The 23024-nt window shown below is 66.8% G+C and carries 22 protein-coding genes and 1 riboswitch; of the genes, 8 read left to right on the forward strand and 14 right to left on the reverse strand.

Annotated elements, in window-relative coordinates; all coding sequences use genetic code 11:
• Positions 1 to 849, reverse strand: coding sequence for a DUF2510 domain-containing protein (locus tag ACO6D6_RS01380; RefSeq protein WP_484782635.1), 849 nt, complete (start codon positions 847 to 849; stop codon positions 1 to 3).
• 228 nt (positions 850 to 1077) lie between these two features.
• Between ACO6D6_RS01380 and ACO6D6_RS01385 the strand changes: the two genes are divergently transcribed.
• Positions 1078 to 2370: a glutamine synthetase family protein gene (locus tag ACO6D6_RS01385; protein ID WP_484782900.1), complete on the forward strand. Its 1293-nt coding sequence runs from the start codon at positions 1078 to 1080 to the stop codon at positions 2368 to 2370.
• Here ACO6D6_RS01385 and ACO6D6_RS01390 read toward each other — a convergent pair.
• Complete coding sequence (locus ACO6D6_RS01390; RefSeq protein WP_484782636.1) at positions 2357 to 2833, reverse strand: sterol carrier family protein; 477 nt, start codon at positions 2831 to 2833, stop codon at positions 2357 to 2359. The genes ACO6D6_RS01385 and ACO6D6_RS01390 overlap by 14 nt on opposite strands.
• 62 nt (positions 2834 to 2895) lie before the next feature.
• Here ACO6D6_RS01390 and ACO6D6_RS01395 point away from each other — a divergent pair, with 62 nt between their 5' ends.
• The 3 genes from ACO6D6_RS01395 (at position 2896) to ACO6D6_RS01405 (ending at position 7893) form a co-directional block, all read left to right on the forward strand.
• The gene (locus tag ACO6D6_RS01395) at positions 2896 to 5817 is read left to right on the forward strand and encodes a bifunctional [glutamine synthetase] adenylyltransferase/[glutamine synthetase]-adenylyl-L-tyrosine phosphorylase (RefSeq protein ID WP_484782638.1); all 2922 of its coding nucleotides are present in this window, start codon (positions 2896 to 2898) and stop codon (positions 5815 to 5817) included.
• 35 nt (positions 5818 to 5852) lie between these two features.
• Positions 5853 to 5992, forward strand: a riboswitch (FMN riboswitch).
• A gap of 69 nt (positions 5993 to 6061) precedes the next feature.
• On the forward strand, positions 6062 to 6901 hold the full coding sequence (locus ACO6D6_RS01400) for an ABC transporter permease (protein WP_484782640.1): 840 nt from the start codon (positions 6062 to 6064) through the stop codon (positions 6899 to 6901).
• Positions 6898 to 7893, forward strand: coding sequence for an ABC transporter substrate-binding protein (locus tag ACO6D6_RS01405; RefSeq protein WP_484782642.1), 996 nt, complete (start codon positions 6898 to 6900; stop codon positions 7891 to 7893). Before ACO6D6_RS01400 ends, ACO6D6_RS01405 begins: the two co-directional genes overlap by 4 nt.
• A 140-nt stretch (positions 7894 to 8033) precedes the next feature.
• On the opposite strand, the gene ptsP is transcribed toward ACO6D6_RS01405, so the two are convergent.
• From ptsP to glnA, 9 genes are all read right to left on the reverse strand, one after another.
• The gene (gene ptsP, locus ACO6D6_RS01410; protein ID WP_484782644.1) at positions 8034 to 9710 is read right to left on the reverse strand and encodes a phosphoenolpyruvate--protein phosphotransferase; all 1677 of its coding nucleotides are present in this window, start codon (positions 9708 to 9710) and stop codon (positions 8034 to 8036) included.
• Positions 9711 to 9718: 8 nt separating this feature from the next.
• Complete coding sequence (locus ACO6D6_RS01415; RefSeq protein ID WP_484782646.1) at positions 9719 to 9991, reverse strand: HPr family phosphocarrier protein; 273 nt, start codon at positions 9989 to 9991, stop codon at positions 9719 to 9721.
• Positions 9992 to 10026: 35 nt separating this feature from the next.
• Positions 10027 to 10956: a 1-phosphofructokinase gene (gene pfkB / locus ACO6D6_RS01420; protein WP_484782647.1), complete on the reverse strand. Its 930-nt coding sequence runs from the start codon at positions 10954 to 10956 to the stop codon at positions 10027 to 10029.
• On the reverse strand, positions 10953 to 11744 hold the full coding sequence (locus tag ACO6D6_RS01425) for a DeoR/GlpR family DNA-binding transcription regulator (RefSeq protein ID WP_484782648.1): 792 nt from the start codon (positions 11742 to 11744) through the stop codon (positions 10953 to 10955). Before ACO6D6_RS01425 ends, pfkB begins: the two co-directional genes overlap by 4 nt.
• An 11-nt stretch (positions 11745 to 11755) precedes the next feature.
• A complete protein-coding gene (locus ACO6D6_RS01430) occupies positions 11756 to 12802 on the reverse strand; it encodes a zinc-dependent dehydrogenase (RefSeq protein WP_484782649.1) in 1047 nt (348 codons plus the stop codon).
• A complete protein-coding gene (locus tag ACO6D6_RS01435) occupies positions 12803 to 13243 on the reverse strand; it encodes a PTS mannitol transporter subunit IIA (RefSeq protein WP_484782651.1) in 441 nt (146 codons plus the stop codon).
• Positions 13236 to 14735: a PTS mannitol transporter subunit IIBC gene (locus ACO6D6_RS01440; protein WP_484782653.1), complete on the reverse strand. Its 1500-nt coding sequence runs from the start codon at positions 14733 to 14735 to the stop codon at positions 13236 to 13238. The genes ACO6D6_RS01435 and ACO6D6_RS01440 overlap by 8 nt, the downstream gene beginning before the upstream one ends.
• 174 nt (positions 14736 to 14909) lie before the next feature.
• The gene (locus ACO6D6_RS01445; RefSeq protein ID WP_484782654.1) at positions 14910 to 17033 is read right to left on the reverse strand and encodes an MMPL family transporter; all 2124 of its coding nucleotides are present in this window, start codon (positions 17031 to 17033) and stop codon (positions 14910 to 14912) included.
• Positions 17034 to 17061: 28 nt separating this feature from the next.
• Complete coding sequence (gene glnA / locus ACO6D6_RS01450) at positions 17062 to 18483, reverse strand: type I glutamate--ammonia ligase (RefSeq protein ID WP_484782655.1); 1422 nt, start codon at positions 18481 to 18483, stop codon at positions 17062 to 17064.
• Positions 18484 to 18732: 249 nt separating this feature from the next.
• Here glnA and ACO6D6_RS01455 point away from each other — a divergent pair, with 249 nt between their 5' ends.
• The 3 genes from ACO6D6_RS01455 (at position 18733) to ACO6D6_RS01465 (ending at position 20632) form a co-directional block, all read left to right on the forward strand.
• Positions 18733 to 19569 carry an ABC transporter ATP-binding protein gene (locus ACO6D6_RS01455; protein ID WP_484782657.1) on the forward strand — a complete coding sequence of 279 codons (837 nt, stop codon included), beginning with the start codon at positions 18733 to 18735 and terminating at the stop codon, positions 19567 to 19569.
• Between the two features lie 297 nt (positions 19570 to 19866).
• Positions 19867 to 20406, forward strand: coding sequence for an ABC transporter permease (locus ACO6D6_RS01460; RefSeq protein ID WP_484782658.1), 540 nt, complete (start codon positions 19867 to 19869; stop codon positions 20404 to 20406).
• A gap of 37 nt (positions 20407 to 20443) precedes the next feature.
• Positions 20444 to 20632 (forward strand): helix-turn-helix transcriptional regulator, encoded by a 189-nt coding sequence (locus tag ACO6D6_RS01465; protein ID WP_061787200.1) that lies wholly within the window; start codon positions 20444 to 20446, stop codon positions 20630 to 20632.
• Here the strand turns inward: ACO6D6_RS01465 and ACO6D6_RS01470 are convergent.
• From ACO6D6_RS01470 to ACO6D6_RS01480, 3 genes are read right to left on the reverse strand one after another with little or no spacing between them, the layout of a single operon-like run.
• Positions 20594 to 21196, reverse strand: a complete 603-nt coding sequence (locus ACO6D6_RS01470) for a TetR/AcrR family transcriptional regulator (protein WP_484782660.1) — start codon at positions 21194 to 21196, stop codon at positions 20594 to 20596. The two genes, ACO6D6_RS01465 and ACO6D6_RS01470, sit on opposite strands and share 39 nt — an antisense overlap.
• 4 nt (positions 21197 to 21200) lie before the next feature.
• Positions 21201 to 21974, reverse strand: coding sequence for an ABC transporter permease (locus ACO6D6_RS01475; protein WP_484782662.1), 774 nt, complete (start codon positions 21972 to 21974; stop codon positions 21201 to 21203).
• Positions 21971 to 22699 carry an ABC transporter ATP-binding protein gene (locus ACO6D6_RS01480; protein WP_484782664.1) on the reverse strand — a complete coding sequence of 243 codons (729 nt, stop codon included), beginning with the start codon at positions 22697 to 22699 and terminating at the stop codon, positions 21971 to 21973. The genes ACO6D6_RS01475 and ACO6D6_RS01480 overlap by 4 nt, the downstream gene beginning before the upstream one ends.
• Before the next feature lie 3 nt (positions 22700 to 22702).
• Between ACO6D6_RS01480 and ACO6D6_RS01485 the strand changes: the two genes are divergently transcribed.
• The gene (locus tag ACO6D6_RS01485; RefSeq protein ID WP_484782665.1) at positions 22703 to 22891 is read left to right on the forward strand and encodes a hypothetical protein; all 189 of its coding nucleotides are present in this window, start codon (positions 22703 to 22705) and stop codon (positions 22889 to 22891) included.
• Positions 22892 to 23024: the final 133 nt, after the last annotated feature.

A 23024-nucleotide genomic window follows, 5' to 3' on the forward strand; every position in this document is an offset into this window, starting at 1 on the left:
TCAGCCCCGGCCCAGGGAATCCAGGCTCTTCTTGACCATCTCCTGCCTGGCGGAGTCGCCGATGGGCGCCTGGGTGTGGAAAAGGGTGACGGTGTTGGCGGCTCCCTGGTCGAGGATGACCACCACCGCCTCGTCGCCGAGCACGTCGTAGTGGCCGGGTTCGTTCCAGAAATTTGCTCTGATCAGCCACCCCTCCACCCCGTCGGCGGTGCGGAAGGATTTGTCCTCCAGCGTCTCGACCCGTTCCAGGTGGAGGTAGTAGTAGGAGGTTGACAGGCAGCTGATCAGCTGTTTGGCGGCGGTCCTGGTGTCGGCGCTGTAGTCCGTCTTCGACAGTTGCCCGATCGCGGTCACGGCCACCCAGGATCCCGTCACATGGTTGTCCTGGCCGGAGCGTTCCGAGGCGAAGTCGATGTAGTCTCCCTGATTGGTCCTCCAGCCGGGAACCCCTTGGTACCTGATGCCTCCGGAGGAGAACCAGTTGTCCTGCGGGGCCGGGGTGGAGGAGTTCCGGGCTATCGGGCACGCGGTGGGGCGGCCCCGGCCTTCAGATGGCTGGGGGGAGGTCGGGGTCTCGGAGGGGACGGTCTCGTCCCACTGGCGGCCGGTTGGGCGGGACGAGTTGTTGTCCGTGGGGGAACTCCAAGGGTTGCTCTTCCAGGGTTGCCAGAGGATCACGGAAACCACTACCAACAGCGTGAGCACGCCCACGCCGAAGAGCCAGACGCTGTTCCGGGAGGCGGAACGCTCGTCGGTTTTCTCGCTGAAGGAATCCTCCCAGTTCTTGCCGTTCCAGTAGCGGGGGGTGTTGGAACCATCGGGATCTGGGTACCAGCCGGGCGTCGCCATGAAGCCCATTATGGAGGGTGGCTGGTGTCACGGGATCGTGGCAACGGTGCTGGTCAGGGAGAAACTGGTGGACTGCGGGCGCTGGCGACGCGGGGACCGGGCGGAGTTCGGGTCGCTCCTGTTCGAACACCTCCAATCGGGGTTTCCGACAGGGTTCAGCGCCTGAACCTGCTCGGACTACGGCACACTAGTGCCATGGACAGGCAGACAGAGTTCGTGCTGCGCTCAATGGAGGAACGGGACATTCGTTTCGTACGGCTTTGGTTCACCGACGTGCTGGGGTCCTTGAAATCAGTGGCCATCGCCCCGGCCGAGGTCGAGGGGGCCATAGCGGAGGGAGTCGGTTTCGACGGCTCGGCCATCGAGGGCTTCGCCCGGGTCTACGAATCGGACATGGTCGTTCACCCGGACCCGTCGACCTTCCAGGTGCTGCCCTGGCGGCAGACGGAACGCGGCACGGCCAGGATGCTGTGCGACATCCAGTTGCCTGACGGCACCCCGAGTTTCGCGGACCCCCGGCACGTGCTGAAACGCGCGTTGAAGAAGGCCGCCGACATGGGGTTCACCTTCTACATCCACCCGGAGATCGAGTTCTTCCTGCTCGGTCAGCTAAACCCGCCGGTTCCCCTCGACGACGGCGGCTATTTCGACCACACCACCCTCGGGGACGGAACCGATTTCAGGCGCGACGCCATCACGATGCTGGAACAGATGGGGATCTCCGTGGAGTTCAGCCACCACGAGGGATCACCTGGGCAGCACGAGATCGACCTTCGGTACGCGGATGCCCTGACCATGGCGGACAACATCATGACCTTCCGGGTCGTCATCCGGGAGGTGGCGGTCTCCCAGGGCATCCACGCGACTTTCATGCCGAAACCCTTCACGGAACACGCCGGATCCGGGATGCACACCCACATGTCGCTGTTCGAGGGGGACACCAACATCTTCCACGACGGCGCCGACGAGTACCGGTTGTCCAAGACAGCCCGGCAGTTCGTCGCAGGGCTGCTGAGGCACGCCCCGGAAATCACCGCCGTGACCAACCAGTGGGTCAACTCCTACAAACGTCTCATGGGAGGTTCGGAGGCCCCCACCTGCGCCTGCTGGGGCCGGGCCAACCGGTCCGCGCTGATCCGGGTGCCGCAGTTCTCGCCGGGCAAGGCGAGTTCGGCCCGTATCGAGTACCGTGCCCCGGACCCGGCCTGCAATCCCTACCTGGCCTTCGCGCTCATGCTGAACGCCGGGCTGGCGGGGATCGAGAACGAATACCCGTTGCCGGAGGAGACCGAGGACGCCGTGTGGCGGTTGACCGAGAAGGAACGCCGGTCGTTGGGAATCAAGTCCCTGCCACGCAGCCTCGACGAGGCGCTGCGGGTGATGGAGGGCTCAGAACTCGCCGCTGAGACGCTCGGGGAACACGTCTTCGACTACTTCATGCGGAACAAACGCGCCGAGTTCGAGGCCTATCGCAGGCAGGTCACCCCGTGGGAGGTCGCCCGGCACATCAGGGTGCTGTGAGGGGAAACGCCGCAGCCACCCGCTCCGCCTGGGAACCTGACACCTTCACCTCGGCCTCCGCCCAGCAGAGCTGCCCGGTGGCCAGGCCCAGGAGGGTGGAGGGTTCCATCTCCACCACGTTCGGGGGTGTTCCCCGGGTGTGTTTCGGACCGTCCCCGAAACTCACCTGAACCGCGGCCCAGGGCGGGACCCGCACCTCGATCGCGGCACCCGGATGGAGATCACCCAGCCGTGCGCAGAAAGCACGGCAACAGGCGGACGTCAAGGTGCGGCCCAGGGCCAGGCCGTGTTTCCCCGCGGAATCTGCGGCGCGCAGCAACACCCGTGTCAGGTCCGGGGTGCGTCGGCTCAATTCGCCCTCGAGCGCCAGGCCCAGGACGGTGGCCTCGGCGGGGTCGATGGCGGCCAGGCATTCGCGGAGATCCCGCAACTCTGCGATGGTCTTCTCGTCAGCGCTGAACATGCGGTAATACTAAAGGCCGCGTCGCCGGAAATGGGTGCGGCGCGGGCCGTTAGGGTGGAATCGTGAACAGGGTCAGCACCAAGGTGGGCGAGTTCGCGCGACGAGGTTTCGAGTCCCCCAGCAACGCCGCGCGGGTGTGGCAGGACTGGTGCGCAGTGCTGGGAACCGAACCGCCGGTGCCCCTGCAGGCGTTCACCCGGGCCGCCGACCGGGACCAGGCCTTGGAATGTTTGACGGGTATCGGGAAACGGGAACCCGCTCTGCTCCCACGAATCGCGGCGGATCCGGGGTGGCTCGACCGGGTGTTGCTCGTGCTGGGGGGATCCTCCGTGCTCGCGCGTTTCCTGGTGAAGAACCCCCAGGAACTCGAGGTGCTCGCATCCGAACCCGGGCCGCGGAGAACAGGCTGGCGGGACTACATCCGGTCGCGTGCCGTGAACGACTCCGGCCAGGTTGACGCGAACCTGCTTCGCCGGGCGAACCACGCCGCTCTGGTGCAGGTGGCGGCCAGGGACCTGGCCAGCGAGGACCCCATCGCCTTGGTCGATGACATCGCCTCCGAACTGAGTCACCTGGCCGATGCGATCCTCGAATGCGCCCTCGAATGCGCGCGGGCCGAGGTGCCCGGGTCCTCCTCGGTGCGGATCGCGGTGGTGGCGATGGGGAAGACCGGGGCTGAGGAACTCAACTACATATCGGATGTCGATGTGATTCACATTGCCGAACCCGTCGACGGGGTGGACCACGAGGAGGCCATGCGGGTGGGGGCGCGGGTCGTCGCAGCCATGGCCCGGATCTGTTCGGCACACACCTCGGAGGGCACCATATGGCCGGTTGACGCCGCCCTGCGTCCCGAGGGCAACGCAGGTCCCCTGGTGCGCAGCCTCGCGTCCTGCGCCACCTACTACGGCAAATGGGCGAAGAACTGGGAGTTCCAGGCCCTCCTGAAGGCGCGTCCCGCGGCGGGGGACCGGGAACTGGGACAGGCTTTCTGTGACCTGGTGTCCCCGTTGGTGTGGGAGGCGGCACAGCGTCCGGGATTCCTGCCGGACGTGCGTGCCATGAGGAACCGGGTTATCTCCCTGATCCCCGCCAAGGAGGCCGGCCGGGAAATCAAACTCGGTGTCGGGGGGTTGCGTGACACCGAGTTCACCGTGCAACTCCTGCAGCTCGTCCACGGACGCGGTGACGAGCGGGTGCGCGCCCGAGGCACCTTCGAGGCACTGCGTTCCCTGGTCGCCTTCGGCTACATCGGGCGTGATGACGGCGCCGACATGGCCAGGGCGTACCGGTTCCAGCGGGTGCTGGAACACCGGGTTCAGCTGCGCAGGCTACGCCGCACCCACCTGGTGCCGGACGACGAACCGGGTTGGGTTCATCTGGCTCGCACCACCGGTAAAACCCCTGATGAGGTCAGGGACATGTGGCGTGGTAGCACCCGCGCGGTGGAGAAACTGCAGCAACGCATCTTCTTCTCCCCGCTGCTCGACGCCGTGTCCGCCATTCCCACGGCGGAGTTGCGGCTCTCAACGGATGCGGCCCGGGAACGCCTGCGGGTGCTCGGTTTCGAGGACGCCCACGCCGCCCTGGGGCACATCCAGGCCCTGACGAACGGCTCGACCAGGGCGGTCGAGATCCAGCGGCAGCTCATGCCCGCCATGCTGGGTTGGTTCGCCGAGGGGCCGAATCCTGATTACGGCCTGCTCGCCTTCCGGCAGCTCTCCGAAGCGCTGGGAACCAGCTCCTGGTATCTGAGGGCGCTGCGTGACGAGGGGTGGATGGCGCAGCGACTGGCGCGCATCGCATCTTCCAGCCGCTACGTGGTCAATCTGCTGATGCGGGCTCCCGAGATGGTGCAGATGCTCGCCAGCAGCGAGAACCTGGAACTTAGGCCGCGTGAACTGCTCTCCCGGTCAATGAGCCGGGACATCGGGCGTGCCTCGGACAGGGCCGCAGCGGTGGCCTCGGTCCGGGCGCTGCGCCGCTCCGAACTGTGCCGGATAGCGTTGGCCGATGTGCTGGGAGCCGCGGACGTCACCACGGTGGGTCTGGCACTCAGTGACCTGGCGGGAGCCACCCTGGATGCTGCGCTCGAACTCGCCCGCCGAGAAGTGGAGGCGCCACCCATCGGTGTGATCGGCATGGGGCGTTGGAGCGGGTTCGAACTCGGCTACGCCTCCGACACGGACGCGATGTTCGTCATTCCCGACGGTTCCGGGCCCGAGGAGCAGGCGGCGGCCATCAGACTTGTGCGCCTGGCCTGCGATCTGGTCGGAAAACCCGGACCCGACCCGGCGATGGTGGTGGACGCCGGTCTGCGTCCCGAGGGGAAGGGTGGGCCGCTCGTGCGAACCGTTTCCTCCTACCTCGCCTACTACGCGAAGTGGTCTTCCGTCTGGGAGGCGCAGGCCCTGCTGCGGGCCCGCCCGGCGGCGGGGGAACAGGAACTGGCCTCGGCCGTGCTCGGGGAGCTGGAGGGGCTGCGGTACCCGGACGAGGGTCTCACCACCGCGCAGGTGGCCGAGATCCGCCGGTTGAAATCACGGATGGAAACCGAACGCATTCCCCGCGGCATGGACAAGGAACGTCACCTCAAGTTCGGATCAGGTGGGCTGTCGGATGTGGAGTGGGCCGTGCAGCTGCTCCAACTGCAGCACGCCGGGACCCGGCCCGCGTTGCGCACGGCCTCCACGCTCCAGGCCATCGACGCCGCGGAGGGACTCGAATTGCTGACCGCCGAACAGGCCGCCGACCTGCGGGAGGGGTGGTTGCACGTCAGCCGGGTGCGCAACGCCATCATGCTGGTGCGCGGCCGGCCCGGCGATGCCCTGCCCGTCGACTACCGGGAGCAGTCGGCCGTCGCCGAACTGGCCGGATACGGCCCGGGTCAGCGCTCCAGGCTCGTCGACGACACGATCCGGGTCATGCGACGCGCGTCCAGGGTGGTCAACCGGGTGTTCTGGGATGAGATGCCCGAGGAGTGAGTTCGCGGCCCCGTCCGGGATGGGATAGGGTGTTGCCGACGCATCCGGGGTCGGTGAAAGTCCGAACCGGCGGTTACAGTCCGCGACCCTCGCGGCCCGGTTTGAACGGGGCCAACAGGTTGATCCGGTGAAACTCCGGGACCGACAGTGAAAGTCTGGATGGGAGGAGCGCGTCGACGGTCCACGCCGACAGGGTCGTGGACGCTGTGCGTGCACCCCGGGCCGAGGAAGGACCGGGGTTTTCTTGACCGAGCAGCAAACGCGACGTGGTCGGCTCGTCGCCCGGGCCGGGCTGTGGTCCGCCTATCCCGCCCGCACCCGGCCGGTTTCACTCGTAGCGCGTGTCCTGCCCCCCCTCGTGGCCGTGCTGGTGGCGCTGTTCACCTGGTGGCTGCTCACCCGGGTCACCCCTGCGGTGTTGCTCCCGGACCCGGTGGCCGTGGTCTCTCGTGTCGCCCGCTGGGTGCAGTCCGGAATCGCATGGCGCTACATCGAACCAACCCTGGTGGCTGCGCTGCTCGGATCCGTCCTGTCCATCGTCGTCGCCCTGCCACTGGGATTCACGATTGCCCACTCACGGCTGCTCGCGGCCGTCGCCGAACCCTTCATAGCCTTTTCCCAGACGGTTCCACTCGTGGCCGTCGCACCGCTGCTGGTGCTGTGGATCGGGTACGGCACCATTCCAGTCGCCGTCCTCTGCTCGGTGATCGCGTTCTTCCCCATGGTCACCACCACCGTCGTGGGACTGCGTGGCCTGGACATGCGCGTGATCGAGACCGCTTGGCTCGACGGGGCGGGAACCTGGCGGCGTCTCATCCACGTCGAGGCCCCGATGGCCGCTCCCGCCGTCCTGGCCGGGGTGCGTGGGGGAGTGGTGCTGTCCATGACCGGCGCGATCGTCGGCGAATTCGTCATGGGCGGGCAGGGGCTCGGAGTCCTGCTCACCCAGTCCCAGCAAGCAGTGGACACCATCGGGGTTTTCACGGTCCTGGTCCTATTGGCGATCATCGCGGCCGTTCTCGTGTCCCTGATGGGTCTCGTCGAACGTGTCGCCAACCGAAACCTGCAAGGAGAACATCTATGAAACCGAACCGTCGCTCATTCCTCCTCGGTGTCGCAGCCCTCGGCGGGGCGACGCTGGTGGCCTGTGGTGGGCAGGAGAAGCAACAGGACACCACCACGAACAAGACGGCCATCACGGTGGGGCTCACCTACATTCCGAACATCCAGTTCAGCCCTTTCTACGTGGCCGAATCCGAGGGACTCTTCAAGGACGCCGGAATCAACCTCACTCTCAGGCACCACGGAACCCAGGAGGGTCTGTTCACCGCCCTGGCGGCGGGAGAAGAACAGGTGGTGTTCGCATCCAGCGACGAAGCCGTGGTCTCGGCCGCGGGGGGAATGCCTGAACTGCGGACCTTTGCCACCTGCTACCGGCAGTACCCGGGGGTGATCCTCGGCGCCGGCGACATCACGGATCTTTCCGGTCTCGCCGGGAAAAACCTGGGGGTGCAGGGGCGGTACGGAGCGGGTTGGTACACAACCCTCGCCGCCCTGGACCGCGCAGGTCTTGGTGAGGAGCAGGTGAACATCACCGAGATCGGGTGGACACAGGTTGCAGCACTGACCACGGGCAAGACGGATGCCGTCGTGGGGTTCAGCAACAATGAGGCCGTTCAGTTGACGGCCGCGGGATTCCCCTACAACCAGCTCGACGTGGTCGACAAGGAGAAACCGAACCTGGTCGGTCCCGGGCTGGTCACCCGGGAGGGTGTCCTTCCCGTTGAACAGCTCAAACTGATCACGGAGGCCGTTCTCGAGGCGGAGAACCGGATCCTGAACAACCCTGAACTGGCCCTCAAGGCCACCGAGGCGCAGGTCCCCGCCCTCGCGGAGGAAGCCCAGCGGAAACAAGCGGAAGCGGTCCTCGAGGCCACCAGCAAATTCTGGTTGGGGACGGACGGAAAGGCCTCGGTGAAGGTCGAGCGGGACGATTTCACCCGGATGGGGGAGTTCCTCGCCCGAGTTGGGATCATCGAGGCCGCCCCCGAGAAAACGGTCCTGGAAGTGGGCTGAGGGGCTCCCGGGAGAAGGAACGACGAAATCAACCGGACCAGTGCCGGACCCGAGTCGCCGTGAAACCAGGTTTCACGGCGACTCGTGTGCGAGGGCCGTGGGGTTTCGCGGTACCGGGACGGTCCCGCTGACGTGGCCCCTCAGACGCCGAGCAGCTCGCGCAGCTCCGGGTGGGCCAGGGCGGCGACGCCCGCCCGCGCCTCGACCGCGTCCACGCAGGCCCTGGCGGCCTCCGCCATGGCGCGGCAGGTGGCCAGCTCGTGCAGGCCGAGGGCGAACCGGACCAGGGGCATCCGTTTTGGTGACATGGAGAGCGAGGAGACCCCCAGACCGGTCAGCACCAGGGCCATCAGCGGGTCACCCGCCGATTCGCCACAGACCCCCACGGGCCGCTCATTGATCCGGCCGCCCTCGCAGGCCGCCGCCACCAGATCGATCACCGCGGGCTGGAACGGGTCCAGGAGGTCCGCGAGTTCCCCGACCATCCGGTCAGCGGCCATGGTGTACTGCGACAGGTCGTTGGTGCCGATGCTCGCGAAATCACAGGCGGCGAGGAGATGACGGGAACGCAGCGCAGCGGACGGCACCTCGATCATGGTGCCCGCCACGGGCAGTCCCGCTTCGTGAGCGGCCTGCGCGAAGGCCCTTGCCTGATCCGCCGTGGCGATCATGGGGGCCATCACCTTCACGCTCGCCCCGGTGCGGCGCTGCGCCTCCGCCAGGGCGGCGAGCTGGTCCCTCAACAGGTCGGGGCGTTCCTCCATCAGGCGGTAGCCCCGGCGGCCCAACGCGGGGTTGGGTTCCGGCCCCAGATCCGCGAACGCGAGTGGTTTGTCGGCCCCGGCATCGAGGGTGCGTACCGTTACGGGGCGGGTCCCGAAAGGAGCCAGCACCGCCTCGTACAGGTCCGCCTGCTCCGCCACGCCGGGCGCGTTCTGGGCGTCCAGGAACACGAACTCGGTGCGGAACAGACCAACCCCTTCGGCGGCCGTGAGTGCCGCGGCCCGGGCGTCATTGACGTCGCCTATGTTGGCCAGCAGGGCCACCGGGTGTCCGTCGGAGGTGCTGCCCGGTGAGGTCAACTCGTTGAGCTGCGCCAGGCGTTCGCTCCGGGCCCGCAGTTTCGTCTTCACGGTTTCGTCGGGATCCAGCACCACGGCCCCGGACTCGCCGTCGAGGGCCACGATGGTTCCGTCGGGGATCTCGAGTGCCCCGGCCACCTGGACTGCGGCGGGTAGGCCGCGCTGCGCCGCGAGGATCGCGGTGTGACTCGTCCTGCCTCCCCCGGAGGTGATGATGCCCAGCACCAGTTCCGGGGAGAGCAGGGCGGTTTCCGCGGGAGCCAGGTCCTCGGCCACCACGATGCTCGGTTCCGTGAGCTCGGGGACCCCTGGCACCGGGCGGCCCAGGAGAACGGCCTCCGCCCGCATCCCGACGTCGCGCAGATCAGCGACCCGCTCGGCGAAATACCCTCCGAGGGCCTCGAACTGTTCCGCATAACCGGCGACCGCGGCCTGCAGCGCATGAGCGGGGCCGGTGCGGCCGTCGAGGTTCTGTTCGACGGCCTCGATCAGCCCCGGGTCGCGGGCGATCATGGCGGCGGCGGCAACCATCTCCGCGGCGTCGCCCTCCAGTTTTGCCGCCTTGGCGTCGAGATCATCCGCGACGGCCAACAGGCTGTCCGTAACCTTTGCCAGGTCCTGTTGCGGATCCGCCGAGCAGGGTTCTGCCGCGGGCAGGGGCTGGGGTGGCCGGACGATGGCCACCGGGCCGATGGCGCTGCCGGGGGAGACTCCGATTCCGGTCAGGGTGCGCATGGTGCTGGTCATCCTTTCGCGTCGTGATCGACGGCGAGGAAGGCCACGAGCTCGTCGAGGAAGGCTTCGCTGTTCTCCGCCTCGCAGGAGAGTTCGACCTCTTCCCCGCACTTGACGCCCAGGGACATCACCGCCAGCATCGATGCCGCGTTGACGGGTTTCCCGCCGGGACGGGCGATGGTCACGGGCAACCCGGAGCGGGTGACCTTCTGGACGAACAGGCTCGCCGGGCGGGCGTGAAGGCCGACGGAGGAGGCGATGATTGCGGTACGGGTGGTCATGGGTTTTTCCTTGTCTGTGTTCGGGTTGCCCGCGCTCAGCCGGTGAGCACGGTGTTCAGGTCAGGTGCGGGGGTGCTCGTGACCGTCACGGCCGCGATCTCCTCGGGGCCCGGCACTGCGCTGCCGGGCAGCGCCACCGCGGCCGCCCCCCACGCGACTCCCCGGCTCAGGGCGGTCGCCGGGTCGCACCCGGTGGTGAGGGCGCTGAGGATCCCTGCCAGCAGGCAGTCGCCGGCGCCCACCGTGGAACGTGGCTCGGTGACGGTGGCCCTGGCGTGGTGGATGACATCGGAGTCCACCCACAGGGCCCCGTCGGCGCCCAGGCTCACCACGACCACTCCGATTCCGCCCGCTACCAGTTCGCGGGCGGAATCGACCACGGCCCTCAGGGTGGGAAGTTCCCGGCCGGTCAGTTCGGAGAGTTCCTCCCGGTTGGGTTTGATCAGCCAGGGTTTGGCCGCCACGGCGGCGGCCAGCGGGGTCCCCGACGTGTCGACGGCGACCCTGCCGGGGTGCCGGGCGATCATCCCCGCGAGGAACGATTCGTCCGTGCCCGGCGGCAGGCTGCCGCACAGAACCACGGGACCGGTTGCCCCGCCCACGGTTTTCCCGAGCCGTTCCACCTCGTCGGGGGACAACTCGGGCCCGGGTTCGTTCACCTTGGTGGTGACCCCTGCGGGATCGACGATGGCTATGTTCGTCCGCGTGGTCCCCGCGATGGGGACGGCGTCGAAGGGAACCCCGGTGTTTTGCAGCAGGCGGGCCAGCAGTTCACCGTCCGGGCCGCCCAACGGCAGCACGGCACGGGCGGGATGGCCGTTGCGGATCAGGGCGTGGGCCACGTTCACCCCCTTGCCCCCCGGGTCGATGCGGCTGCTGGCGGCTCGGTTCACCTCGCCCGGCAGCAGTTTCTCCACAAGCACGGTGCGGTCGATGCTCGGGTTCGGTGTCAGGGTGACGATCATGCGCGGGCCACCTCCATGCCTGCGTTGTCGAGTGCCTCGGTGGTTTCGTCATCGAGGCGGGAATCGGTGATGAGGAGCGAGACCTCCTCAATGCCGGCGAAGCGCTGGAAATGGCTCAGCCCGGCCTTGCTGGCGTCCGCCAGCACGATTCGGCGCCGGGAGGCCGCGACCATGGCCCGCTTCGCATCGGCCTCCGCCAGGTCCGGGGTGGTCATGCCCCGTTCCAGGCTGAAACCGTTGGTGCCCAGGAAAGCGACGTCTATGCACGTCCCGCTCAGAGCCTGTTCCACCCAGGACCCCACCGCGGCCCCGGTGCGGGTTCTGACCTGCCCCCCCAGCAGGTGCAACTGGAGATCGGGGTGATCCGAGAGCACGGCCGCTATGGCCACCGAGTTGGTCACCACAGCCAGCCCCAGGTCGTTTTTCAGCAGCCGGGCCAGCGCCAGGGTGGTGGTGCCGGAATCCAGCAGGATGGTGCCCTGGCCGGGCAGTTCCGCCAATGCCCGTTCGGCGATGCGTTGTTTCTCTCCCGCCCCGAGTCCGAGGCGCTGCAGGATGCTTGGTTCGCGGTCGGTCTGGGCCACGGGCAGGGCCCCGCCGTGGACGCGCCTCACCAGGCCCCGTTGTTCGAGGATGGTGAGATCACGCCTCACGGTTTCGGGGGTGACGCCGAGCTGCTCCGAGATCTCCGTGACATCCACGCGACCCTGTGCCCGGGCTGTGTCGACGATGGCCTCCTGCCTTTCGGCGGCGTACCGGATCCGGGAGGTCGGGGCGGTGGCGTTCATCAGGGCTCCTGTCAGGGTTCCACGGTGACCTTGATGGCCTCGCCGCGTTCGACGATCCCGAATGCGTCCAGCACGTCGCGGAGCTTGATGCGGCGGGTGATGAGGTCGGCCACGGGCACCTCACCACTGGCAATGTAATCCAAGGCCCGGCGGTTGTGCTCGGGTGCCGAACCGTTGGCGCCGTGAATGTGCAGCTGCCGGTAGTGGACGAGGTTGGAGTCCAGCGTGATGGTCGGGTTCGTCTTGGGAAGCCCGCCGAAGAAGCTGATCCTCCCGTTGCGGGCCGCCATCGAGACCGCCTGTTCCTGGGTGATGTTCGCGGGGGTGGCGGTGATGATCACGTCCGCGCCCCGACCGTCGGTGAGTTTCAGGATCTCCTCGACGATGTTCACCTCGGAGGCGTTGATCACGACATCCGGCTGCACCGCGTCGGCCGACATCTTCAACCGTTCGGAATTGATGTCGACCAGGATGACGCGCCCGGCCCGGTGGACTCCGCGGGCGATGCGCACGTGCATGCAGCCGATGGGGCCGGCACCGAAGATCACCACGTCGTCGCCCGGTTCGATTCCGAGCTGCTCCTGGGCATTGATGGCGCAGGCGAAGGGCTCGGCCGCGGAGGCCTCTGCGAAACCGACCCCGTCGGGGATGCGGTTCATGCCGTCGACCGCCAACACCTCGCGGGGAACGATCATGTACTCGGCGAAACCCCCATCGTACTGGTAGCCCACGGAGGTCTGGTTCTGGCAGACGGCCATCCATCCCTTCCGGCACTCGTGGCACTTCCCGCAGGGAACCGCGGCTATGACCTGGACCCGGTCGCCGGGTTTCCAGTCGCCGGCGACCCCGGAACCGATCTCCACCACCTCGCCCGCGATCTCGTGCCCGATGATGCGAGGCGGGGTCAGGTTCTGGTGCCCGTTCTTGCGGATCTTCACGTCGGTTCCGCAGGTCGAGCAGTTCTTCACCCGGATCTTCACCTCGCCGGTTCCGCAGGTGGGTTCCGGCACGTCCTCCAGGCGCAGGTCCTCGGGGGCGTAGAAACGCAGGGCGAGCATTCAGTTCTCCTTTCCGAAGGCGCCGAGCAGACGCAGGACGTCATCAGGGTCGGTGGTGGTGCGCAGCTGGGCGGCGGCTTCGGGGTCCATCAGCACCTCGGCGAGGGCTCCGAGGATCTCGACGTGTTCCTCGCCGCGGCTCGCGATCGGGATGCAGACGAAGACCCGTTCGCCGTCCCAGTCCACCCCGTCCGGGAATTGCAGGAAACCGAGGCAGGTGCGCTGGATGTGTTCCCGTGACTCGTTGGTGCCGTGGGGGATCGCGACCCCCTCCCCGAGGTAGGTGGGCACCTGGTGTTCGCGTTCGAACATGGCCTCGGCGTAGGGCTGGGTCACGGCGCCGACGGCGACGAGCAGGGAACCGCACTGCGTGATGGCATCGGTTTTGTCGGTGGCGGTCAATCCGAGGCGGATGGTTTCGCGGGACAGGATTTCAGACAAGGTTCTCTCCTGATTTGATGGCGTTCTCGACGCGGGCGAAGGCCGGGTCACCGAGGAACTGTTCGAAGGTGACGACGACGGCGTCGGGGGCGATTTTGCGGACCCGATCGGCCAGGCCCGACTGGCACATGACCAACTCGGTATCCGGGCTGACCTGGTTGACGGGGGAGTGGGACACCTCGACCCCGTAGGGAGCGAGGCGCTTCTTCATGGAACTGGCCACCATGACGCTGGAGCCCATCCCGGCATCACAGGCGATGACCAGCTTTTTCACGTCGCGGCCATTGAGCACGTGGGTGTTCGTGGCCGGGATTCCGGTTTTCTCCTCGGTCTCCTCGACAGGGGATTCCGTGGCATCGGACGGGATCCGGGGTTCGGCCGCATGTGCCGGCACGGATTCCCCGGTATCGGCCGAGGTCCCGGGCGCTTCGGTCTTCCTGCCCCGCCCGAAACCGAGCAGCAGGGCGGCGACCAGGAAACTGACCACCGTGGCGGCGATCACTGCGGACAGCACCGCGACGTATCCGCCGCGTGGCGTGACCGCCAGGTAGGCGATGATGCTGCCGGGGGAGGCCGGGCCGACGAGACCGGCGCCCGTGATGCTGCCGACGAGCAGCCCGCTCACGCCGCCCGCGATCGAGGCGACGATGAGAACCGGCTTGGCCAGGACGTAGGGGAAGTAGATCTCGTGGATGCCGCCGAAGAAGTGGATGATGACGGCACCGGGAGCGGTGCTGCGCAGCGTTTTCTGGCCGAAGAACCACACCGCCAGGAGGACACCCAGGCCGGGTCCCGGGTTCGATTCCACCATGAACAGGATGGACTGTCCCATCTCCTGCGCCTGCGCCGCACCCAGCGGGGACAGGACGCCGTGGTTGATGGCGTTGTTCAGGAACAGCACCTTCGCTGGTTCCACGACGATGGAGGCCAGCGGCAGCAGGCCGTTGTCCACCAGGGTCTGGACCCCCTGACCGAGCAGGTTGACCAGGAAACCGACGACGGGACCGATCCCGAGGCGGGCCAGGATGGCCATGATCATGCCGATGATGCCGAGGGAGAAATTGTCCACGAGCATCTCGAACCCGCTCGCCACCCGGCCGTGGACCGCCCGGTCGAACTGCTTGAGGACCCAAGCGGCGAGCGGTCCCATGACCATGGCGCCCAGGAACATGGGGGTGTCGCTGCCGACGATCACTCCCATCGTCGCCAGGGCCCCGATGACCGCGCCGCGTTGCCCGTGGACCATCCGGCCGCCCGTGTAGCCGATGAGGATGGGAAGCAGATAGGTGATGATCGGGGTCACCATGGTGGCCAGGGCCTCGTTGGGTGCCCACCCCTTCGGTATGAAGAGCGCGGTGAGCAGACCCCAGGCGATGAATGCACCGATGTTGGGCATGATCATCCCCGCCAGGTGACCTCCGAAGCGCTGGACGCGGGCACGGAAGCCACTGCCTTCGAGGTTCTTGTTGACGCGCGCATCCGGTAGGGACATGCGAATCACCCTTTCTGACTCCGATGTCTGAATGTGTGGCTTCGAATGGGTTTCAAAGCCGATATCAGAAGAATACGGGCAGAAGCGGGGAGAGTCAAGCCGTAAACGGGTGGAAACAGAAATGATTTTTGGGTCGTACCGGACTGAAACGGGCAGGTTCTGCGAAAGGGCTGGTCAGGGCCGGTTCCTGAGCAGCCGGGACGGCCACCACACCGCGGGGCCGATGTCCTGGACCAGGGCGGGGACCAGCAGGGTGCGCACGATGAAGGTGTCCAGCAACACTCCGAAGGAGACGATGAAGGCGATCTGCACCAGGAACAGGATCGGGAGGACGGCCAGTGCGGCGAAGGTGGCCGCCAGCACCAGGCCGGCCGAGGTGATGACCCCGCCCGTGACCGCCAGTCCACGCAACATGCCTCCACGTGTTCCGTGCACCAGCGCCTCCTCACGCACCCGGGTCATGAGGAAGATGTTGTAGTCGATGCCCAGGGCCACCAGGAAGACGAACCCGTACAGCGGTACCGAGGGATCGGCTCCCGGGAGGTTCAGGACGTGATTGAACACGATGGCCGCCACCCCCATTGCGGTCCCGAAACTGAGGGCCGTGGTCGCCACCAGCAGCACGGGGGCCAGCAGGCTGCGCAACAGCAGGATGAGGATGGCCAGGATCACGGCGAGCACCAGTGGAATGATCAGGGCCCTGTCGTGTTGTGTTGTGGTCCGGGTGTCCAGATCGGTGGCGGTGGCGCCTCCGATGCGTGCGGTCCCGGACAGATCTGCCCGCAGCCCGCGCACGGTTTCGATTGCCTCGTCGCTGTCGGCCGCGGCGGTCAAGGTGGCCAGCAACATGACCTCACCGTCGTCCACGGTGGGAGCCGGGGGCGGCGTTCCCAGTCGTCCGACGGGCTGGATTCCCGCCGTCGTGACGGGTGCGGATCCCGAGGGTGAAGCCTTCGAGACGATGCTGACGGAGGCCACCTTGTCGTTGCCCAGCAACTGGTTCGCCACCGTTTGCAGGTTGTCCTCGCTCGTCAGGACATAGGCGGGTGAGCCAGCCCCACCCGGGAAGTGACGCGACAACGCCTCCTGGCCGGTCCGGGCGTCGGAGGTGCCCAGCACGAAACTGCTGACAGGAACCCCGTCCGCCTTGAGGGTGGGAAGGAAGGCGGCGCCGATGCCCAACAGGATGACGCAGGCGATCCACACCGCGCGGGGACGCCTTGAGACGAACCGGCCGGTTCTCGCGTACACGCCGGTGTGGGTCTGTTCCTCATCCGTGCGGCTGGAGTCGAAACGCGGCATCCGGGGCCAGTAGGAGGCCCGTCCCAGCAGGTAGGTGAGGCTCGGGAGCAGGGTCAGGGATGCGAGCACCGCGAAGGCCACACCTATGGCGGTCACCGGCCCCAGGGAACGATTGGAACCCAGATCACTGAACAGCAGGCACAGCAGCCCGGCGATCACGGTGCCCCCGGAGGCGAGGATCGGCTCCAGGACACCACGCAGCGCGGCCCGGGTGGCTTCCGTCCTCGACTCGTGGCGTCGCAGCTCCTCCAGGTACCGGGCCGTGTACAGCAAGGAGTAGTCCGTGGCCGCGCCTATCACCAGGATGAAGAGGATTCCCTGGGTCTGTCCCGTGATGGTCAGTACCCCCCATTTCGCCAGCCACCAGTTGGCCAGGAGCGCTACGGCGAGGGCGAACACGCTCGTCAACAACACCACCAATGGAAGGAGTACCGCGCGGTACACGACCACCAGGATCACCAGCACCAGGCCGAGGGCCACGAGCAGCAGCAGGCCGTCGATCCCACTGAAGGCCCGCGAGAGGTCGCTGGTGAAGCCCGCCGGACCCGTCACGTGGAACTCCAATCCCGTGAGATCGTGTGCCGCGATCACATCCCGGACGGAGTTCACGGTCCTGGAGACGTTCGCCGCCGCGTCCACCCCCACGAAGACCTGGATCGCCTTGGCGTCCTCGGATGTGATCGGCGGCGAAACCGCGGCCACGCCCTCCACGGAACCCAGGTCCTGCCCGAGGGCCACCACGGCCTGTTTCTGGGCCTCCGTCAGAGGATTCTCCCCGGTGAACACGGCGATGGCGGGGATCTGATCGTTGCCCACGAAATCGCGATACCGCTGCCCGACGACGGTTGCCTCCGCGCTGGTCGGAAGGAAACTCGCCTGGTCGTTGCTTGCGACCTCGCTGACCTTCCCGAAGAGCGGACCGCCGATCCCGCCGGCCAGCAGCCAGCACAGGATCAGGGCGATTGGGGTGAGGAGACGAGCCGTTCGGGTTTTCACGGGAACGAGCCTACGGCTCCCGGGGGACTCAGAGGGCGTAGTAGAGCTCGAATTCGTGTGGATGCGGCCGAATGGCAATGGCCTGGATCTCCGCGCGCTTGAGCCCCACCCAGGTCGCGATCAGGTCGGGGGTGAAGACGTCTCCCGCCAGCAGGAACTCGTGATCCGCCTCCAGGGCATCCAGCACCGCGCTCAGGCTGGCGGGCACGGTGGGGACCTCGGCATGCTCCTCGGGGGGCAGTTCGTAGAGGTCCTTGTCGATGGGGGTGGGGGGCTCGATGCGGTTCTGGATGCCGTCCAGTCCTGCCAGCAGGATGGCGGCGAAGGCCAGGTAGGGGTTGCTCGACGGATCCGGGCAGCGGAACTCGATGCGCTTGGCCTTCGGGTTGGAACCGGTGATCGGGATGCGGATGCAGGCGGAACGGTTGCGCTGCGAGTACACCAAGTTGACGGGGGCCTCGAAACCGGGAACCAAGCGGTGGAAGGAGTTGACGCTCGGGTTGGTGAAGGCCAGCAGCGCGGGCGCGTGTTTGAGGATGCCGCCGATGTACCAGCGGGCCATGTCCGACAGCCCCGCATAGCCGTTCTCGTCGTAGAACAACGGTTTCCCGTCGCTCCACAGCGAGGAGTGGACGTGCATCCCGGAACCGTTGTCCCCGAAGATCGGTTTCGGCATGAAGGTGGCGGTCTTGCCTGCCTCCCAGGCGGTGTTCTTGACGAGGTACTTGAACTTCATCACGTCGTCGGCGGATTTCAGCATGGTGTCGAACCGCCAGTTGATCTCGGCCTGACCGGCGGTGCCGCACTCGTGGTGGGCGCGTTCGACCACCAGGCCCGCGTTCTCCATGTGGCGGACGATGTCGTCGCGCAGGTCACCGAAGTGATCGACGGGGGCCACGGGGAAGTAGCCGCCCTTGTACTTGACCTTGTAGCCCCGGTTGCCGCCGTCCTCCACGCGACCGGAGTTCCAGGCCCCGGCCTCGGAGTCGATGTGGTAGTAGGAGGCGTTGGGGGTGGAGTCGAAGCGGATGTCGTCGAAGACGTAGAACTCGGCCTCGGGGGCGAAGAAGGCGGTCTCCGCGATACCCGTGGAGACCAGGTAGGCCTCGGCCTTGCGGGCGATGTTGCGCGGGTCGCGGGAGTAGGGCTCCTTCGTGAGGGGATCGTGGACGAAGAAGTTGATGTTCAGGGTCCTCGACCTGCGGAAGGGATCGACGAAGGCGCTGGCCGGGTCCGGGAGCAGCGCCATGTCCGATTCGTGGATCTTCTGGAAACCAGCGATCGAGGAACCGTCGAAACTCAGGCCCTCGGTGAAGACCTCGGGGCCGAAGGAGCCGGCCGGGACGGTGAAGTGCTGCATCACACCCGGCAGGTCGCAGAAGCGGCAGTCGATGGTCTCGATGCCCTCCTCCTTGACGAAGGCCAGGAGCTCCTCGGCGCTTGTGAACATGAACCCTCCAGTTGTCTTGTGAACTGGGACCACCCTACGGGGCCCAGATTGCCCAGATCTTCCGTCATCGTAACGGCGGTGTTACAGCGCGGAGGGCAGGCTCTGCCGGTTTCCGGGGTCCGTTCCGGATGGTCCTCGCGGTGGCTGTCGCGTCAGGGACGAACCCAAGGTGGAATGGATATAGTATGATATGTAGCATTCCTGCTATGAAAGCTGGTGTCTTCGCTACCGAGAGAGGGTGCGATTGAAGTGATTGTGGTCGAACAGGTCGATTTCGCCTACGGCAACCTACCGGTGCTTCGGGGAGTGGATCTCAGGATCCGGCCGGGTGAGGTCGTGTTCCTCCTGGGGCCCAACGGGGTGGGTAAGACCACCCTCGTCGAGTTGCTGCTCGGTTTCCTGTCGCCCGATTCCGGAAGGATTCGGGTACTCGGCGTGGATCCCGGGAAAGCGGATGCCGGGTTCTGGGGCAGGATCGGTCTCGTCCAGCAGAGCTGGTCCGATCACTCCAGGTGGCGGGTGTGTGACCAGCTCGAATGGGTGCGCGCCATTCAGGCCACATCAGGGCGGTCCGGCTCAACCGTGGCTGAAGTGCTGCGCATGGTCGGTCTGGAGGACAAGGCCAAGGTTCGGCTCGGACGGCTCTCGGGAGGTCAGCGCCGGACCATCGACCTAGCTGCTGTCCTCCTGGGGAAACCGGAGCTGCTGATCCTCGATGAACCGACCGCGGGTCTGGACCCGGCCTCCAGGGCGCGGGTGCACGATCTCATCCTCGAGCGCGTCGATGACGCCGCCACTGTGCTGATGACCAGCCACGACCTGGCGGAGGTCGAAAGGCTCGCGTCGAGGGTGGTGATCATGGGCCGGGGCCGGGTCTTCGCGGACGGCACCGTCACCGAACTGCGTGAGCAGTTCTCCGGCACGGCCCAGGTGACGTGGCACGAGGCGGGTGAACGTCACGTCCACGCGACCAGCTCCCCCGAGGGGTTCGTCAAAACCCTCGATCTCGACGCCATCTCGGGTCTCACCATCACCCGCCCCAACCTCGAGGATGCCTACCTGGCCCTGACCAAGGAGGGGAAATGACCCGCGCAACCCCTCCCACGTTCCTCGCGATTCTCCGCGCCGCTCTGGTCCAGGTCCGTGGGGACCTGCGGCCGGCCTTCGTTGGCGCGGGGATTTTCACTGCGTTCCTGCCGGCGCTGTTGATCCTCTGGCTGTCCCGGCTGAATCTGACCGGGGGCCCGGGAACGGACTCGCTCACGGTGGCTGGTTTCGTCGGTTCGTGGAGCTGCATGATCGTCATACAGGTGGGGGCGGAAACCTACACGGACCGCGTCGGGGGGGGCCCTGCTGCGCGTCCGGGTCCTGCCGCACGGCCCTATGGTGTGGGCCATCGGCAAGACCATCTCGACCGCGGCGATACTCGTCGTGAGCCAGGTGATCCTCCTGGTGCTCGGGATGTTCCTGCTGAATGGTTTCCCGCTCGGGTGGGGGCAATTGATCCCCGTCGTCGGCCTGGCGATCGGCGCATCCCTGGCGGCGGCGCCCATCGGTTTCCTGTCCGGAGCGGTGGCGCGCGGTTCCAATCTGCAGATGCTCTCCTACGTGCTGGTGTTCGCGCTGCTCGGGACCAGCGGGGCGGCCATACCGCTGGTGACGCTGCCCGGTTGGGTGCAGGTCATCCAGCAGGCACTCCCGTTCTACTGGTCCGGGCACCTGACCCGCTGGGCGCTCGTCGGTGATCCGGCCTGGGAGGTGGGTGGTTCGTTCCAGCCGCTTCTGGCCTTCTGTGTGTTGACCGCTTGGGTTCTCGTGGGCTTCCCGGTTGCCGCGGCCCTGGTGCGTCGCGGTTTCCGCAAGGAGAGCATCGGTAGGCTTTCACGCATGCAAACCAACATTCGTTCCCTGGCGGGAGGATGACTTGGTGGAGGAGCGGGTCTTCAATCGCATTGCCGTCATGAGGGCGGATCGCAAGGTGAGCCGCCGGGAGCTGGCCGAGGCGCTCGGTGTCCACTACCAGACCGTTGGTTACCTGGAACGGGGTGAGTACTCGCCGTCATTGCATCTGGCGCTCAGGATCGCCAGGTTCTTCGAGGTTCCCGTGGAGTCAGTTTTCTCCCTCGACGATTTTCCCCGGTTGCAGTGAGCCCGTGATGTAGTGCTGGAGCACGGGGCCGATCAGGTCGGCGACCTCGTCGGTGGAAAGGCTTGCCAGCGGTTCGATGCCGACGATGTGGCGTGCGATCACCAGTCCTGACATCTGGGATCCGATCAGGGAGGCCCGGAGTCGTCGCTCCGGTTCGGGGCCTTCGATGTGGGAGAGGAATCTGTTGAGCAGGGAGCGTGTGACGAATTCGCGCAGCATGCCCTCGTGGCCCACCAGAACCCGCCGCACCACCGCCTTCAGGGCGGGGGCGGCGGGTGAGGTCCAGACCTTGTCGGCGGCGCGCACCAGCTGCCGTCCCCAGTCATCGGGGGATTCCGAGACGACCAATGCCTCCAACTGCTCCGGGCGGATGGCGGCGTTCAGCACCGCCTGGAACAGGCCCTCCTTCGAACCGAAGTAGTGGTGGATCAGGGCGGCGTCGACCCCGGCCTCCTTGGCGATGGCGCGGGTGCTGACCGTCTCGAAGGACCGGGATGCGAACAGCTTCGCGGCCGCCTGCTGGATGCGCAGTTTGGTGCGTTCCGACTTCGAACCCCCGGACAAGCGATCACCTCGTCTTTCTCGGCATGGAGGCCGCGGCGATGAGCAGGGCGGCGAAGATCACCCCGGCCAGGGCGGTGAACCGCCACCAGCTGTCCGAGCCTAGCTCCGGATTGGCCAGCACGTCGCGCACGACATCGACCGCCCAAGTCATCGGCAGCCAGTTCGCGATGGCCTCCAACACGTCCGGGAGCTGCTCCTTCGGGACGAGCAGGCCGCAGAGAAACAGCTGCGGGGCGATGAAGACCGGCATGAACTGCACCGCCTGGAACTCGGTCCGGGCGAAGGCCGAGGCCAGCAGGCCGAAGGCCACCCCGATCACCGCGCCCAGGAAGGACAGCAGGAGCAGGGCCCAGGCCGGGCCGGTCAGCTCGATTTCCAGCGGGCCCAGCAGCAGGACCACCAGGATGCTGCTCTGCAGCACCGCGAGCAGACCGAACACGCAGGCGTAGGAGACCAGCAGGTTCAAACGCGTCAGGGGAGTGGTGAAGATCCGTTCCAGGGTCCCGGAGGTGCGCTCCCGGAGCATGATCACCGAGGTGACGATGAACATCATGAACATTGGCAGCACGGCCAGCATGATCGGGCCGGTCGTGTCGAAGACGCGGGATTGCCCGGGTGGTGTCGGCAGGTCGTAGAAGACGTAGTAGAGCAGGGTCAACAGCAGGGGCGGGATCAGGAGGATCAGGGCTATGGCACGCGGGTCGCCCTTCAACTGCGCGGCGATCCGGGCCACCGTGGCGAACGGTACCGATCGTGCGACGGTGTGGGTGCTCATCATGCCGCCTCCTCGATCAGGGCCATGAAAGCATCCTCCGGGGTGCTGGTTTCCGTTCTGCGCTGGAGAGCCGCCACGGGTTCGTGGGCCAGGAACCGTCCGTCCCGCATGAACAACACGGAATCGCAGCGGGTCGCCTCGTCCATGACGTGACTGGACACCAGCAGCGTGGTTCCCCGGCCGGCCAGGTCGCGGAACAGTTCCCACAAGGCCTGCCTGGTCAGGGGATCCAGACCCACCGTCGGCTCGTCGAGGATCAACACCTCAGGATCACCCACCAGCGCGCAGGCCAGGGAGGCCCTGCTCGCCTGACCCCCGGACAGCTGATCGATTCGGCGGTGCTCCAGGCCGTCCAGTTGCACCCTTTCGATGGCCCGGTGCGCCGAGTCGCGCCCGGCACCCAGCAGGCGCGCGAAATAAGTGGTGTTGGCCAGCAGGGATGCATCGGTGTAGATGCTCACGGCCTGCGAGGTGTAGGCCACCCGTCGGCGCAACCTCGGATGCCCGGCCGGCAGTCCCAGCAACGTCGCCGAGCCCGCGGTGATGTGCTGCACCCCCAAGAGGGCGCGCATCAGGGTGGTCTTCCCGCAGCCCGAGGGACCCAGCAACCCCGTGACGGAACCGCGGGGTAGGGAGAGGGAGACCCCGTGGAGGATCTCGCTGCGGCCGCGCCTGACGACGAGGCCGGACACGGAGACAGCTGATTCATCAAGTGATGAGTTCATCATGTGATGAATAATACCCGTCTGGATGACAAAGTAGAAGAGAAGGTCGGTTGGGCAGGGGGCGGCTTCCGATCGGTGGCGGACCGTCATGAAAACAAGCGCCTGCTTGCAGCCCTCGCCACCTTCGATGCGGGACGCCCCGGTGCGCTGCCGCGGGAGGGTGCAGCGATGGGTCGCTGCGCCGGCATCGGTTGATCCGGCTTTCTGGAAACTGGGCATACCATGAGACCCGATTGCCGGGATGTCGTTGTTCGCGCCCGGGACTCTCGGTTTCTCCGAGGTGTCTGCTGCACCGAGGAGATGCGGAACTACCCGGAGGGCAACCGAT

The organism is Arachnia sp. (assembly GCF_057238465.1).